The 15,846-nt window shown below is 41.9% G+C and carries 13 protein-coding genes and 1 tRNA gene; 1 reads left to right on the plus strand and 13 read right to left on the minus strand.

All coding sequences use genetic code 11. The features are described 5' to 3' along the window. Positions 1 to 12: 12 nt before the first annotated feature. From RSX31_RS15300 to RSX31_RS15350, 11 genes are all read right to left on the minus strand, one after another. Entirely contained in the window at positions 13 to 759 is a 747-nt protein-coding gene (locus RSX31_RS15300) for an alpha/beta hydrolase (RefSeq protein WP_315635086.1), read from the minus strand. Positions 760 to 1,455: 696 nt separating this feature from the next. Then, complete coding sequence (gene secG / locus RSX31_RS15305; protein ID WP_148995353.1) at positions 1,456 to 1,683, minus strand: preprotein translocase subunit SecG; 228 nt, start codon at positions 1,681 to 1,683, stop codon at positions 1,456 to 1,458. A 301-nt stretch (positions 1,684 to 1,984) separates the two neighbouring features. Continuing rightward, entirely contained in the window at positions 1,985 to 3,277 is a 1,293-nt protein-coding gene (gene eno, locus RSX31_RS15310) for a phosphopyruvate hydratase (RefSeq protein ID WP_044338271.1), read from the minus strand. Between the two features lie 13 nt (positions 3,278 to 3,290). Then, entirely contained in the window at positions 3,291 to 4,826 is a 1,536-nt protein-coding gene (gene gpmI, locus RSX31_RS15315) for a 2,3-bisphosphoglycerate-independent phosphoglycerate mutase (protein ID WP_315635087.1), read from the minus strand. Then, on the minus strand, positions 4,819 to 5,583 hold the full coding sequence (gene tpiA, locus RSX31_RS15320; protein ID WP_315635088.1) for a triose-phosphate isomerase: 765 nt from the start codon (positions 5,581 to 5,583) through the stop codon (positions 4,819 to 4,821). The genes gpmI and tpiA overlap by 8 nt, the downstream gene beginning before the upstream one ends. A 59-nt stretch (positions 5,584 to 5,642) precedes the next feature. Beyond that, positions 5,643 to 6,827 (minus strand): phosphoglycerate kinase, encoded by a 1,185-nt coding sequence (locus RSX31_RS15325; RefSeq protein ID WP_282138550.1) that lies wholly within the window; start codon positions 6,825 to 6,827, stop codon positions 5,643 to 5,645. A gap of 182 nt (positions 6,828 to 7,009) precedes the next feature. Further along, on the minus strand, positions 7,010 to 8,017 hold the full coding sequence (gene gap, locus RSX31_RS15330; RefSeq protein WP_044338275.1) for a type I glyceraldehyde-3-phosphate dehydrogenase: 1,008 nt from the start codon (positions 8,015 to 8,017) through the stop codon (positions 7,010 to 7,012). Between the two features lie 55 nt (positions 8,018 to 8,072). After that, positions 8,073 to 9,092, minus strand: coding sequence for a sugar-binding transcriptional regulator (locus RSX31_RS15335; protein WP_315635089.1), 1,020 nt, complete (start codon positions 9,090 to 9,092; stop codon positions 8,073 to 8,075). 149 nt (positions 9,093 to 9,241) lie between these two features. After that, positions 9,242 to 9,487, minus strand: coding sequence for a glutaredoxin family protein (locus RSX31_RS15340; RefSeq protein ID WP_315635090.1), 246 nt, complete (start codon positions 9,485 to 9,487; stop codon positions 9,242 to 9,244). A 94-nt stretch (positions 9,488 to 9,581) separates the two neighbouring features. Next, complete coding sequence (gene rpoN / locus RSX31_RS15345; RefSeq protein WP_315635091.1) at positions 9,582 to 10,922, minus strand: RNA polymerase factor sigma-54; 1,341 nt, start codon at positions 10,920 to 10,922, stop codon at positions 9,582 to 9,584. Positions 10,923 to 11,178: 256 nt separating this feature from the next. Beyond that, a tRNA-Arg gene (locus RSX31_RS15350) sits at positions 11,179 to 11,250 on the minus strand. Between the two features lie 611 nt (positions 11,251 to 11,861). Between RSX31_RS15350 and clpP the strand changes: the two genes are divergently transcribed. After that, positions 11,862 to 12,458 carry an ATP-dependent Clp endopeptidase proteolytic subunit ClpP gene (gene clpP / locus RSX31_RS15355; RefSeq protein ID WP_315635092.1) on the plus strand — a complete coding sequence of 199 codons (597 nt, stop codon included), beginning with the start codon at positions 11,862 to 11,864 and terminating at the stop codon, positions 12,456 to 12,458. 152 nt (positions 12,459 to 12,610) lie between these two features. On the opposite strand, the gene RSX31_RS15360 is transcribed toward clpP, so the two are convergent. Both RSX31_RS15360 and RSX31_RS15365 read right to left on the minus strand, forming a co-directional pair. Next, positions 12,611 to 15,487, minus strand: a complete 2,877-nt coding sequence (locus RSX31_RS15360; RefSeq protein WP_315635093.1) for an ATP-binding protein — start codon at positions 15,485 to 15,487, stop codon at positions 12,611 to 12,613. Next, positions 15,474 to 15,845, minus strand: coding sequence for a response regulator transcription factor (locus RSX31_RS15365; RefSeq protein WP_315635094.1), 372 nt, complete (start codon positions 15,843 to 15,845; stop codon positions 15,474 to 15,476). The genes RSX31_RS15360 and RSX31_RS15365 overlap by 14 nt, the downstream gene beginning before the upstream one ends. Position 15,846: the final 1 nt, after the last annotated feature.

Consider the following 15,846-nt stretch of genomic DNA (forward strand, 5'->3'; position numbering starts at 1 on the left):
TCATCGAATTCATCAAACCGTCCAGTCCAATTTCTCTAAGAAACCGTAGACGTCTTCATGAAGCTGTTCTTTTTCTTTATCTAATGTAATCACATGACCGGACTCTTCGTACCACTTAATGTCTTTGTCATCGGATTCAACGTTATCATAGATGATATTCGCAGAATCCGTATTGATCATATGGTCATGCCTTGCCTGTACCACAAACGTCGGTGAATAGATCATATCCACATTTTCACGCACGTCTGCAATCAATTCCTGCAGGGCCTTCAATGTATTCATCGGCGTTTTCTTAAACTCTTCTATTTCTTTTTCAATTTGTTCTCCAGGTTTTCCTTCAAATTTCTTAAATTCACGGGCGTAATCCACGACCCCTTTATACATGACTTCTTCACTTTTTATATACATCGGCGCACACATAGGGACAATACCCTTTACAGGTACAGTGTAACCTAATTTAAGAGAAAATACCCCTCCAAGGGAAAGGCCGGCAACCGCAATCTCTTCATATCCCTTACTCTTTAAAAGCTCATATCCGTTCATGACATCCTGCCACCAATCTTCAGGTCCTGTATGAACCAATTCTTCTGGTGGTACACCATGTCCCTTATAGTGAGGGGCATGGGATGAATAGCCTTTCTTTTCTAAGTAACGGCCTAGCATCCGGACGTCAGCGGAATTCCCAGTGAATCCGTGAAGTAATAAAACGGCACGGGGACCTGCTTCAAAGGTGAATGGTTTTGGTAATACGGTTTTCATAGCTAGTGACTCCTTTTATCTGATTTTAAACAAACGTTTGATTAGTTGATTGGAACCTTGAGTTGTAGGGCCTCAACCTGTTAAACGATTGTTTAAATGATTTCTTTATGTAATGGGTTATTCAATTGAATTTTGTTAAACAAACGTTTGATTAGTTGTGGAAAAGCTTGATATTACAGGCTTATTTCTCTTAAACGATCGTTTAGTTCACTCTTCTTCTCTATTTTTAGCAAACATTGGTCAGACAATCCAATATTTCGCTTAAAAAAACAGTTTAGTTTTTGTTTCAAAGTTCTTTTGTAAGATTCCCGTCGAAAGAGTGAGTACTGGTTGATCTCCGCTCCAAACAACTTTCTAAGCATGAGATTATAAACTAATAAATATGTCATCATTTTTCAAAAAAAGCTTTTTTCCATCGTATGTATAAGTACATTTCAAATTATAGTAGATACACTAATTCTTTCGACTGTTTGTTGTCTCTTCTTTGCTAAAATTGCCTTGTGTAATATGAAGTATATTTCTAATTGGATAGTTTTTCGACACTTTTAGCTCTGTCACGCACACCCCACACCAACAAGCAAGCCCTTATTGACAGAGCCTAAGCAGATCATAAGTTCATAAATTAAAAAATAATCTTTAAGAATTATTCATGATAAATAAAAAAACCTGACCTTAGTGATCAGGTTTTTGTACGTATTAGATAGCTACGATGGCAATGGTTAGCACGAAGAATAGTACCGATAATACGATTGTAATTCTGTGAAGTACTAAGTCAATACCACGTGCTTTTTGTTTTCCGAAAAGTTGTTCTGCACCACCAGAGATGGCCCCTGAAAGTCCAGCACTTTTACCTGACTGTAGTAATACAATGGCGATAAGTGCGATTGATACAATAATAAGTAAAGTGACTAATAAAGTGTGCATGAGTCCCACCTCCTGATACGAACATAACATTACTACTAGTTTACCATAGGGATTATGCAGTGGACAAGGTAATATTGTTTGAATTGTGGAAAGAGTTGGTTATGGGAATTAGAGTGTGCATCGGTGTGGATTGAGATTCGATGTGCGTTTCGTTTTTGGGATTATATGTTAATCGGTCGGATTTTCAAAAAAACGGCTCTATTTTCATCAGACCCCTCCTTCAACCTGAGATCATCATACGAATTCATGTCAAAAAAAGCAGCCCCATCCAAAGACGGGACTGCTTTTCAAATTGCTTGTATTAGCGATTTACGTTATAGAATGTTTTCGCTCCAAGATATTGAGCTGTGTGAGCTAATTGATCTTCGATGCGAAGAAGTTGGTTGTATTTCGCTACGCGGTCTGTACGTGATGGAGCACCTGTTTTGATTTGACCAGCGTTTGTTGCTACTGCAATGTCAGCGATCGTGCTGTCTTCTGTTTCACCAGAACGGTGAGAGATGACTGCTGTGTAACCAGCGCGTTTCGCCATTTCGATTGCGTCGAATGTTTCAGTAAGTGTACCGATTTGGTTCACTTTGATCAGGATCGAGTTACCGATACCCTGCTCGATACCTTGAGAAAGCTTAGTTGTGTTTGTAACGAATAAGTCATCCCCAACTAGCTGAACTTTCTTACCGATTCGCTCAGTTAGAAGTTTGAATCCATCCCAGTCGTTTTCATCAAGACCGTCTTCGATTGAAACGATTGGATATTTGTTACACATTTCTTCATACCAATCAACCATTTCTGCAGATGAACGAACAACACCTTCACCTGAAAGATGGTATTTACCGTCTTCTTTGTTGTAGATTTCAGAAGCTGCAACGTCCATAGCAAGAAGAACTTCTTCCCCTGGCTTGTAACCAGCTTTTTCGATTGCTTCGATAATTGTAGAAAGTGCTTCTTCGTTTGACTTAAGGTTTGGAGCGAATCCACCTTCGTCACCTACTGCAGTATTGTAGCCTTTTCCTTTAAGGACTGATTTCAGGCTGTGAAAGATCTCTGTACCCATGCGCAGACCTTCTTTAAATGTAGAAGCTCCTACAGGCATGATCATGAATTCCTGGATGTCTACGTTATTGTCAGCGTGCTCTCCACCGTTAACGATGTTCATCATTGGTACTGGAAGTTGCTTCGCGTTGAATCCGCCTAGGTATTGGTATAATTCAACTCCGAAGAAGTCAGCAGCTGCACGAGCTACAGCCATGGATACACCAAGGATTGCATTCGCACCTAGTTTGCCTTTGTTTTCTGTACCGTCAAGAGCGATCATCGCCTGGTCGATTGCTACTTGCTCAGTGATGTCATAACCGATCAGTTCTTCAGCGATTTCGTTGTTTACGTTATCAACTGCTTTTTGTACCCCTTTACCAAGGTAGCGGCCTTTTTCACCGTCACGAAGTTCAACTGCTTCGTATTCACCTGTTGAAGCTCCAGATGGAACTAGCGCGCGTCCGAAAGCACCTGATTGTGTGTAAACTTCTACTTCGATTGTTGGGTTACCGCGTGAATCCAATACTTCACGAGCATATACGTCTGTAATAAATGGCATTTAGAATCTCTCCTTATTTTTTAATTAATGATTTTCCAGTCATTTCAGCTGGTTGATTGACATTTAACAAATCTAGCATAGTTGGAGCAAGATCTCCTAACTTTCCACCTTCACGAAGCTCGATTCCTTCTTTCGTTACGATGACAGGAACCGGGTTCGTTGTGTGAGCCGTCATAGGCCTGCCTTCTTCAGTCAGAACTTCATCTGCATTCCCGTGGTCTGCTGTGATGATGGCTGTTCCACCTTTTTCAGTGATGAGGTCAATGATTTTCCCTAGACACTCATCCACTGTTTCCACGGCTTTGATCGTCGGCTCAAGCATTCCTGAGTGACCGACCATATCCGGGTTTGCGAAGTTCAGGATAATTGCATCCTGACGGTCTTCACGAATTTCTTCAAGTAAGGCGTCCGTCACTTCATACGCGCTCATTTCAGGCTTCAGGTCATACGTTGCCACTTTAGGGGAATCGATTAATATTCGTTTTTCCCCCGGGAATTCATCTTCACGACCGCCGCTCATAAAGAACGTGACATGAGGATACTTTTCCGTCTCGGCGATACGCAATTGCTTCAGTCCGTTTTGTGAAAGGACTTCACCAAGTGTGTTATCAAGATTTGTCGGTTTGAATGCAACAAATCCATCAACTGTTTCACTGAATCGTGTTAAGCAGACAAAGTGAAGGTTCTTCGGATGCTTCTCTCCGCGCTCAAATGAACGGAAGTCTGCATTCGCAAATGTATTCGAAATCTGGATCGCTCGGTCAGGACGGAAGTTGTAAAAGATTACAGCATCATCGTCTTTAATCGTTGCAACCGGCTCTCCGTTTTCTTTCGTCATCACAGATGGAATGACGAATTCATCGTAGATTCCATTTTCGTATGAATCGTTCACAAGTTCCATCGGATCATGATAGCTTGGGCCTTCACCGTAAACCATGGAACGGTAGGATTTCTCCACACGCTCCCAGCGCTTGTCACGGTCCATGGAATAGTAACGACCAGAAATCGTCGCAAATTGGCCAACGCCGATTTCTTTCATTTTCGCCTCTGCATCTTCAATATACTTCTTCGCCGTTTGAGGGCCGACGTCTCGGCCGTCAAGGAAGGCATGGACATAGACATCTTTCATTCCTTCTTTAGCCGCTAAACCAAGAAGGGCATAAAGATGCTCGATATGGCTGTGCACACCGCCATCCGAAAGTAGTCCAAAGATATGAAGATTCGTTCCTTTTGCTTTCGCGTGATTGATCGCATCCAGGAAAGTGGCATTCGTTTCGAATTCACCTTCACGAATCGCTAAATTCACACGTGTTAAGCTTTGGTACACGATACGTCCGGCACCAATATTTAAGTGACCCACTTCGGAGTTCCCCATTTGTCCTTCAGGAAGTCCTACCGCTTCGCCACTTGCAGTTAGTTGATTATGAGGGTACTGATTCCACAAACGATCAAAGTTCGGCTTGTTCGCTTGTGCTACAGCGTTTCCTTCTTTTGTGTTACGGCAAGCAAAACCATCTAAGATGATTAACGCTACTGGTGACTTACTCATGTGTACTTGCCCCTTCTAAAAGCTGCAAGAAGCTTTGTGGTTCAAGGCTTGCTCCACCGACAAGGGCACCATCGATATCCGATTGGGCCATGTATTCTTTAATGTTGTTAGGTTTCACACTACCACCGTATTGAATTCTCACTGCGTCTGCTGCTTCTTGAGAAAATTCTCCTGCAACCACTTGACGGATATGAGCACATACTTCGTTCGCATCTTCAGCTGTAGAAGATTTACCTGTTCCGATTGCCCAGATAGGTTCATAAGCAATGACGGTATGTTTCACTTGATCTGCTGATAGGCCGGCAAGTGCTTTTTTCACTTGGCTGCCAACAAGTTCTTTTGTTTCATTGTTTTCGCGTTGCTCAAGCGTCTCCCCTACACAAACGATTGGAGTTAAGCCGTGTTTGAAAGCAGCAAGAGTCTTTTTGTTCACTGACTCGTCTGTTTCATTGAACATTTCACGACGCTCTGAGTGTCCAAGGATGACATACTTTACGCCTAAATCAGAAAGCGCTACAGGACTGACTTCTCCTGTGAATGCTCCGTTTTCTTCAAAGTGCATATTTTGAGCACCAATTTCCACCTTGTATTCTTTTGAAATGTTCACTAAGCTTTCTAAAAATAGAGCTGGAGAACAAATGACAGAATCGACAACCTCTTGATCAGGAACTAATCCTTGTACTTCTTCAGTAAAAGATTTTGCTTCCGATAACGTTTTGTTCATCTTCCAGTTACCTGCAATGATCGGTTTACGCATTGTACTCATCCTTTCTGTTTTATAATCGGTTCCAAAAATTGTTGGTCTTTGAAAAGCGATTATTTATCGTTAAGAGCCACTACTCCAGGAAGTTCTTTTCCTTCCATGAACTCTAGTGAAGCTCCACCACCTGTAGAAATATGACTCATCTTATCAGCATAGCCGAATTTCTCAACGGCTGCTGCAGAGTCACCGCCACCGATAACAGAATATGTATCTGTTGCATCGGCTAACGCCTCCGCTACGGCTTTCGTTCCATTTGCAAATGTTTCTAATTCGAATACACCCATCGGTCCGTTCCAGATTACAAGCTTAGAGCTTTTGATCGTATCCTGGAATAATGCTCTAGTCTTAGGCCCGATATCAAGTGCTTCCCAATCAGAAGGAATCGAATCGATATCCACTTCCTTCGTATTTGCATCATTTGAGAAGTCATCAGCAACGACTACATCAACAGGCATAAGGAATTTGACGCCTTTTTCTTCTGCTTTTTTCATGAATTGCTTCGCTAAATCAATCTTGTCTTCTTCAAGAAGGGATTTCCCTACCTCATGGCCTTGGGCTTTCACAAATGTGTAAGCAAGTCCACCGCCGATGATCAGGTTGTCCACTTTATCTAATAGGTTGTCAATGACACCGATTTTATCTTTAACTTTTGCTCCACCAACGATCGCTGTAAATGGGCGTTCAGGGTTAGATAGAGCTTTTCCTAATACGTCCAGCTCTTTCTCCATTAGAATGCCTGCCACAGCTGGAAGGTGCTTGGCAATTCCTTCAGTAGAAGCATGAGCACGGTGAGCAGCACCAAATGCATCGTTTACATAAAGATCAGCAAGAGCTGCAAATTCTTTTGCAAGTTCAGGATCATTCTTTGTTTCTCCCGGGTAGAAGCGGACGTTTTCCAGTACAAGAACGTCGCCTTCAGCCATGTCGCTGATCTTGGATTGAACAGCTTCACCATAAGCTTCATCGGCTTTTGCTACATTTTTCCCAAGAAGTTCGGAAAGTCTTTCAGCAACCGGCGTTAAGCGCAGTTCTTCCACTACTTCACCTTTAGGACGACCTAAGTGACTAGCCAGAATGACTTTCGCCCCGCCATCCACTAAGTACTTAATGGTAGGAAGAGCAGCTTGAATACGAGTTTCGTCTGTAATCTTGCCTTCAGACATCGGTACGTTGAAGTCTACACGGCAAAATACGCGTTTTCCTCTTACATCGACATCTTTAATCGACTTTTTGTTCATCGTAAAAGGCCTCCTTTAGTTTTCAATTTCTACATCTTTTTCAAAAAAATAGAAATAGCAATAAGAAAAGGGAGAGGGGAATCTTCCCCGCTCCCCTTCATCACATCTTCATTATAGATGGTGGGACAAAATTTATCCATCAATCACCATGCTAATGATGTCAATTTACAAAACTTTATCGATTAAAGTCCTTTAGAAGCGATATAACCTGCAAGGTCAACTACACGGTTAGAGTAACCGCTCTCGTTGTCATACCAAGAAATTACTTTTACCATGTTATCTTCCAGAACCATTGTAGATAATGCATCAATTGTAGAAGAAGCCGGGCTACCGTTGTAATCAGTTGATACTAAAGGCTCTTCGCTGTACGCAAGGATTCCTTTAAGATCGCCTTCAGCCGCTTCTTTAAGTGCAGCATTCACATCTTCAGCTGTTACGTTTTTATCAAGTTCAGCAACTAAGTCTACTAGAGAAACATTTGGAGTCGGAACACGAACCGCTCCACCGTTCAGTTTCCCTTTAAGCTCAGGAAGAACAAGAGATACAGCTTTCGCAGCACCTGTAGTTGTTGGAATCATGTTCTCAGCAGCTGCACGTGCACGACGGTAATCTTTATGTGGTAAGTCTAAGATTTGTTGGTCGTTTGTGTAAGAGTGGATAGTTGTCATCATTCCACGCTTGATTCCGAATTTATCGTTAAGAACTTTAGCGAATGGCGCTAAGCAGTTTGTTGTACAAGATGCATTAGAGATAACATCATGGCTAGCCGCGTCATACTTGTCTTCGTTAACACCCATAACCACTGTGATATCTTCATCAGATGCAGGAGCAGAGATGATGACTTTCTTCGCACCAGCTTCGATGTGTTTCGCAGCGTCAGCACGCTTTGTGAAACGTCCAGTAGATTCAACAACGATATCTACACCAAGATCTCCCCAACCAAGTTGAGCAGGATCGCGCTCAGCCAATACTTTTACTTTTTTACCGCCGACTACAAGGTAGTCACCGTCAACAGTTACTTTCTCTTGAAGAGTTCCGTGAACTGTATCATATTGTAAAAGGTGAGCAAGCATGTTTGCATCAGTTAAGTCATTAACCGCTACTACCTCTACGTCGTTATTTTTAAGTGCTGCACGGAATACATTACGTCCGATACGTCCAAATCCGTTAATACCAATTTTTGTTGCCATGAATAATTTCCTCCTTTAGATAGTTAAGGATGATTTTTTTATATTTCAAAAGGGCTTACCCTTTTAAAAGCTCTCTTGCGGCTCCCTCATCCGTGATGAGCACGGTTTTCGGTGGAGCACTCTTCATATACGCCCGAATCGCTTTCGCTTTCGAGCTGCCGCCTGCGACGGCGATGACACTTTCGATGTGACTTAAATCTTCTAATTGCAGGCCGATCGTTGGCACCTTATGTACCACTTCACCCGCTTCGTTAAAATAATACCCAAATGCCTCCCCGACAGCATGACCATCTGTGATCTTCTCAAAGTCTTCATCAGTGGTCTTTCGTCTTTCAGCCATTGTGATAGCATCTCCAATCCCATGGAGAACCATGTTAGCCGATTTGATCAAATTCAAAACTTCTTTGATCATCGGTTCTTTCAAGAAGGACTTGTATACTTCTTTACTAACCTGATCCGGCACATATAAAACGCGATGTCGCGTTCTCGTATGCTCAGCCATCTTGGCACATATGGTGTTAGCCTGGTTTTTAACGTCTTCTCCAATTCCACCCCGAGCAGGAACAAACAAGGTAGAGTCAGAGAAATCCGGTGTAAGCATCTCTGCTACAGCGGCCATCGTCGAGCCTCCAGTCACAGCGATGATAGTATTTCCTTTCAGGCGACGTTTCATACTAGAAGCTGATGCACGCCCTAATTCTTCTTTTACCCAAGGAGACTCATCACTATTCCCAGGAACGATTACAATTTCATGAAGATTAAGTAAAGATTTTAATTCCTGCTCCATTACGTTGATTCCTGAAACTTCTCTCATCATACTTTCAAGGCTTTCCAAAAGCTGAATGCCATCCTCCGTCATGATCATTCCAGAGGTTTTGATATCAATGAGATCTTGGTTATTCAGGAACTCCACTTCGCTTCTCAGTACACGTTCGGTCAGGCCCATGTTCTGAGCAAGACTTCTGCGTCCGACAGGCTGCATGAATCGGATGGAACGAAGAATTTGATGCCTTTTTTGCATAACTTCAAGCAGGTCAGGTAATAATCGCTTTTGTATGTCAATTAAAGATTCCATAGATAAAAGCTCCTTCAAATGAAGTGCGTGGATGTGATGGACTATAAAAGTCCCACCTAGACATATTATGTCCCACTACCTCCAAAAAAAATTCATCCCTGCTTTCAAAGTTCATTTTATCAGGGTATGAATCGTAATTCAACTAGAAACTATCGGGTTTTTTCATGTAAACGCTTGCTGAGCGTAAAATAATCAATTTGCCCATATTGAAGGATTTCACCTTCCATCTCCACGACTGGAATCATCAATCCGAAACGTTCTGTCAAATCGTCATTTTCATCAATGTCGATTTCTTTTATTTCGAATCCAAGTTCATCCTCAAGTAATTTTAATGTAATTTTTGCGTCTTGGCATAGTCCGCATTGGTTTCGTGTATAGAATAGGACTTGTTTCATGTTGGAGCCTCGCTTTTTTATTGGTTGAGAACTTGGTTTGAATCAGGTACAGGATGGTTGGAATGTAACCTGGTACAACCACTAACACATTCATCTATTCATACCTTTTCCTCATCATGGAAGAAGCAATCCCTAATTGATCGCGGTATTTCGCTATCGTTCTTCTAGAGACATCATACCCTTTATCCAATAATAGGTTCACTATTTTCTGATCAGATAGAGGCTTTTTCTTGTCTTCCTCATCAATAAGCCTTTGTAACTCATTTTTTACCGATGTGGCTGAAGCTGCTTCTGAATCATCGAGCTTGACCGATTTGATCGCCGAGGTAAAAAAGTACTTCAGTTCAAAAATCCCATATGGAGTTTGCATATACTTACCCTTCACAGCACGGCTGATGGTCGATTCATGAACATCGATTTCATCTGCCACCTGTCTCAAGGTCAATGGCTGGATTGCTGATGGTCCTTTTAAGAAGAATGCTTTCTGCTTTTCTGCAAGCATCTTTCCCACTTTCAGGATGGTTTGTTTTCGCTGGCGTAAACTTTGTAGTAGCCATTGGAAATCCTGCTCCTTTTCCTGGAGATAGGACTGGACTTCCTTATCCGGGTGATATTTTAGGAAATCTGTGTACTCTTCATTATATGTGACGTTTATAGTCGTACCGTCATACAACGATACGGCCACGGTATGACCATCGATCACTTTTACGACCAGTTCAGGAATAATGTATTCAGCGATATGCTGAGAATACTTTGAGCCTGGTCTCGGATTGCAACGCTGGATGAAATCCGCTGCCTGTTGGATGTCTTTTAGTTCTACAGAAAGATCCCTGGCGATCGCCTTCCACTTCTTTTCGGCAAAAGCTTGAAAATGGTTATCTACAATCATCGTAACCAGCGGGGGAACATTGGCTTTCCTCTGCAGTTGAAGGGCTATGCACTCCTTCAGGGATCTTGCTCCTATTCCGGCTGGTTCTAATTCCTGAAGCCTACTAATATAGTTTTCTAGTTGTGCCATTTCCAGACCATGTTTTTGAACGAAGGATTCTTCGTCTATTCTCAAATAGCCGTTGTCATCCAAGCTATATATTAATTCATCCATAATCTTTCTTCCTGAAGAAGTAAGCGATTTCAAATTTATTTGAACAGATAATGCATCCGCAAGGGATCTCTTTGGTAAGGATACATATTCATACCAATCCACCGTGTTTTCGTGATTGCCTGCATTTCGTTTAAATGTATGAGGTTCTCGTTGATGAAGGGGGTCTTGCTTAGGCGGTTCTAATTGTATAAGGGGATTCTCTAATTGCTTAGCTTCTAGATAAGCATTCAGTTCCATCGTAGAATATTGGAGGATGGTGATGGCTTGAGAAAGCTGCTGCGTCATTTGAAGTTTTAATTGTTGATTTTGAAAAAGTCCTGCTTTCAAATTCATGATTACTAACCTCCCATTTATCTATTCTACAATAAAATTGGTGGTTCGTTAATGGGAATTCGTTGGTAGTTGGTGGGTATGTATTATGTATATGAAATTTCTCGAAAAATTTCACATGGAATGTCGTAGTTGATTTCCGCTCCAGGTGCTCGGTTTCCGCGGGGTCTCAACTCTCCCGTCATTTCCCGCAGGAACAAAAAAAGTCCCATGCTTGTAAGAACTTTTTACAAACACAGGAACTCTTCGAATCAATATACGCCCTCGGAGGGAATCGAACCCCCATTTTAAGAACCGGAATCTTACGTGCTATCCGTTGCACCACGAGGGCAAGAAATGAATGACCGTCACGAATATATATTATAAGCCAGAAAATGCTTGTTTGCAATATTTTTATTCTTTAAGACCTAACCTCATAAATAGTTGGTTCTTAAAGACGTGAAAGTTGGTTGGGAGCTCCTTTGTAGAAAGTTTGATCTGCATTAGAATCTGTTTTTCTATTTCTATCCTTGTAATTAGGCATTCATAAAATAGAACCACAGAGTGGATTGTAGCGGAAGGCACTTAACTCCTGCGGGAAGTAGAGGAAAAGTCGAGACCCCGCAGGGCAAAGCCCGAGGAGGCTCGACTTCCTCCCCGCGGAAAGGAAGTGCCTGGAGCGAAAAGGAACGGTCTACGTATTACACACAGTACATCTCCCCCTGATTTTGGAGGATATATGAACTATGTTTTACTACTCTTTTTTTTTCATAATACCAACATACTCATGAAAAGAGATCTGTTTAAAAAAGGAATGAATGGGTATCATGTAGAAAGGATTTATATACAGGGTAATAAAGGAAGCGTTTAGTTTGACCTTTATTGACCATGGGTGTATGATTACAGTACAAAGTGAATAAGTAATTCAGAAAAATAAAAAAGGATTTCTAAGGAGGAACGAGGATGAATTTAATTCCTACAGTAATTGAACAAACAAACCGCGGTGAACGTGCGTATGACATTTATTCACGTTTATTGAAAGACCGTGTAATCATGCTTGGAAGCGGCATTGATGACAATGTGGCAAACTCCATTGTAGCACAACTTCTTTTCCTTGAATCTGAAAACCCGGAGAAGGATATTTCGATTTACATAAACTCTCCTGGCGGAAGTATCACGGCGGGTATGGCAATCTACGATACGATCCAATACATCAAGCCTGATGTACAAACAATTTGTATCGGTATGGCTGCTTCAATGGGTGCGTTCCTTCTTGCAGCAGGTGCAAAAGGCAAGCGTTTGGCCCTTCCGAACTCTGAAGTGATGATTCACCAACCACTTGGTGGAGCTCAAGGTCAAGCTACAGAAATTGAAATCGCAGCGAAGCGTATTTTATTCCTTCGTGAAAAACTGAATCAGATCCTGGCTGATCGTACTGGTCAACCACTTGATGTGATTTCAAAAGATACAGATCGTGATAACTTCATGACAGCTGAAAGAGCGCTTGAATATGGATTGATCGATCGCATCATCACTCGTAACGATATGAATAATAAGTAAACTGACTGAAAGCCCCTCCCGGAATTCCGGGAGGGGCTTTTTATTATTCAATTGGGAATAGAATAATACTCTTGCCACCTGCGAACCTACACCTTATATCTTTATAACTCCTCAAAAAAAAAGAGACTTCCGTCAACGAAAGCCTCTCTCCTTTATTCTTTTTCAGCTTTTTTCTCACAAACCGGAATCAGAATCTCACCGTTCATCCCTTTTTTCAATAAGAGATGCAGGATTGTTTTGGACAGCCTGCTGGGATGATACGGTTTCACCAAATAATCATTGGCTCCAAGTGTGAGTCCTTTTTCTTTCTCATCTAACGCGGAGGATACGATGATCGGGACTTGGGAAAGCTCTTCATCCACTTTCATCTTTTCTAATACATCCCACCCGGACATGCTTCCTTCAAGCATAATATCAAGGACGATGGCATCTGGTTTCTCCTCCTGCATTTTTGTTAGGGCTTCAGCTCCTGACGGCGTGTGCTGCACCTTGAAACCACTGTCGGACAACTCAGCTTTCAAGAGGGATGCCAGATTGATATCGTCTTCAATGACGATGATATTCATTCCATCACCGCAATTCTCATCCTCTTTGAAGGTTTCAATGGTCACGATTGGGAGACGTATGGTGAACACGCTCCCTCTCCCTTCTTCTGATGAAACAGTGATGTCCCCATCATGGGTTTCGATGATCTCCTTCACGATGGTCAAGCCCAAGCCGGTACCTCCAATTCTTCTCTGGTCAGAATTATCGACCCGATAGAATTTAGTGAAGAGGTTTGGAATGGCATCCTGAGGTATGCCGAGCCCTTCATCCCGGATATCGATGAGAATGCATTCCTCTCCTTCACGGAAATGGATGGTGATGGTACCTCCTTCCGGGGAATACTTGATGGCATTGCTGATCAGATTAGTGAATGCCTGAGATAATTTGTCTTTATCGCCAAGAACGATCGTACAGTCTGTGTCCCTAGCGATATTAAAGGAATGGTGAGGTGCGTTTACCTTCTGGGTATCAATCACATGTTGCATGACGGGAACAACATCTTCATATTTCTTATCAAAGGTTTGACGTCCGGACTCCATTCGCTGGACGTCCAGGAAATCATTGATGAGAGACGTCAATCGCTTTGCTTCTTGATAGATCGTCGTTAAATATTTCTTCGTTCTTTCCGGTTTCAGTTCTTTTGTCAGCATCAGTTCCGTAAAACCAAGCACACTTGAAAGAGGGGTGCGAAGCTCATGGCTGACCGTACTCACAAACTCTGACTTCATTTGATCGACTTCGAATTCTTTCGTGATATTCCTGTGTACAAAGATTGTCCCTATCTGTTCGTCTCCACGATAGAGGGTTTCAGAATAAACCTGGAAAACTTCTTTACTATCCACCAGGTGATAGGTAAGGAGATGCTTGCCTGTCTTCCCCTCCGTCACAATCGTTTCATAGTACTCATCCAGTTTCTCTTTATCTTCGACCCGAACAACCAATGCTTGCTTCCAGGTTTGATAGTTTGCTTGTTGAAGTTCGTCAATCTTCCCTTGAATTAATGCCGATAATTTCGTATTCATTAATAAGTTGTTGCCATCCCTATCAATGAGCTGTATCCCCTCCTGTATATTGTTGAGGATATCCTGTGTTAGTTGACGATTCGTTTCGGATTCTTCGAAAAGGTATATCTTCTGCAAAGAGATGGAGATTTGCTTCCCTAAGCTCGAATATTCCTCTAATTCCTGCTTATTAAAATCATCTCCAAATCTACTGAATACCATGATAGCTTCCACCTGTTGGTCCACAGAAAGGATAGGTAAGAATAAATCATACGAATAAAGAGTTTCTTCATGATATCCTTTTTCCAATGGCCTCATCTCCCGTTTGAGTGAGAAGGGCTCTCTGGAATCAAACAATCTTTGATGAATTCCATTGTCGATATACATCAAGAACTGACTCGCACCACTTTCGGATATACCAAACGTCGCATTGGACTTCTGATCATCCATCAGAACGATCATACCCCGGGAAGCCCCCATCACATGACTCATGCTTTTGACAATGCTCTCTAAAACCTCTTGTTTATTCAGGGAACTTGATATCCCATGAATGAATTCATTTCTGCGCTCCAGCTGAGACTCACGGCTTTTCGTCATATTAAGCAAATGTTCAAGTTCTGATTGCTGGGATTCCAACTCATCCTGCTGAGCGATCAACTCTTCATTTTGGGAAAGGAGATGCTCTTCCTTTTCCTGAATTTTGTAAATCATCTTTTCGAATGCCCTGGACATCTTACCGATTTCATCTTTACGTTTGTTTTCAAAAGACCATTGCTGATAGACTTCATTTTCAGCAATTTGTTCAGCGGCTGAAGCCACCTGGTTCAGAGGCTGACCGATTTGTTTTGCAATCATTCTCATCATTCTCATAAGAACAAGGAGCATGAGAAAAATAAAGATCACAAAGGCTGTTTGACTTAAGGACTCTTTACGTTTCAATTCGTCATAGGCATTCCGCTTACTTTGTTCAATGGAGTCAGCATACCTATTGAGCTGTGTTTGAAAGGTTTCAATTGTAGCTGTTGCACCATCAGCCGATGCATCTTTCACAGCCTCGCTATTCCCCTTTTCGAAATCGCTAATGACACTGGGCACCATTTCCTTAAAATACAGAGTAGAGAATTCCTCAACATCTATAAGGAAGCGTTGATCTTCAGGTTCTGTTTCTAATCCTTTTAACTTTTTCAACGTGTCATCCACTTTTTTACCTTGATCAAAGATACTTTCTTTAAACTCTTGTCTTCCAAATGCGAGGTATCCCCTCGCATCAAAGAAAGCCTTTTGAAAGTCTCTATCCAATTGTTCAGCCACGTCTTCTTTTTTATTTAACTGATCCCTCTGAACCTGGTACTCAGTTGTTATGGATTGATCATATAGGAACAAACAGGCCGCCCCAATGAAAAAGATGATGATAAAGCCGCTCATCAATCCAATGAATTGATTACGTAAGCTCGTTTGAAATAATTCTTTAATTCTCTTCATTCAATATTTCCTCAATCCGCTGAACCAGTTCGAGTGGACTGTACGGCTTTGCAATGAAGTAATCTGCTCCTGATTTCAATACAAGATCCTTATCTGATTGCTGACTCTTAGCCGACACCATCATGATTTTCACATCACTCTTTTCAGGTGTATTTCTTACTTTCCCGATTACTTCCAGTCCTGTGAAAAGAGGCATCATGTAGTCGAGAAGAATGAGGTCGTAGTCATTCTCCATGATTAGATTAATGGCTACTTGACCATCGGCGGCTTCATGCAGCTCATGGCCTTCATCTTCCAGTGTATCCACCATCAACATCCGAAGCACTTCTTCATCTTCAGCAATTAATATTCTCGCCATT

The organism is Rossellomorea yichunensis, assembly GCF_032337515.1.
Taxonomy (GTDB): domain Bacteria; phylum Bacillota; class Bacilli; order Bacillales; family Bacillaceae_B; genus Rossellomorea; species Rossellomorea yichunensis.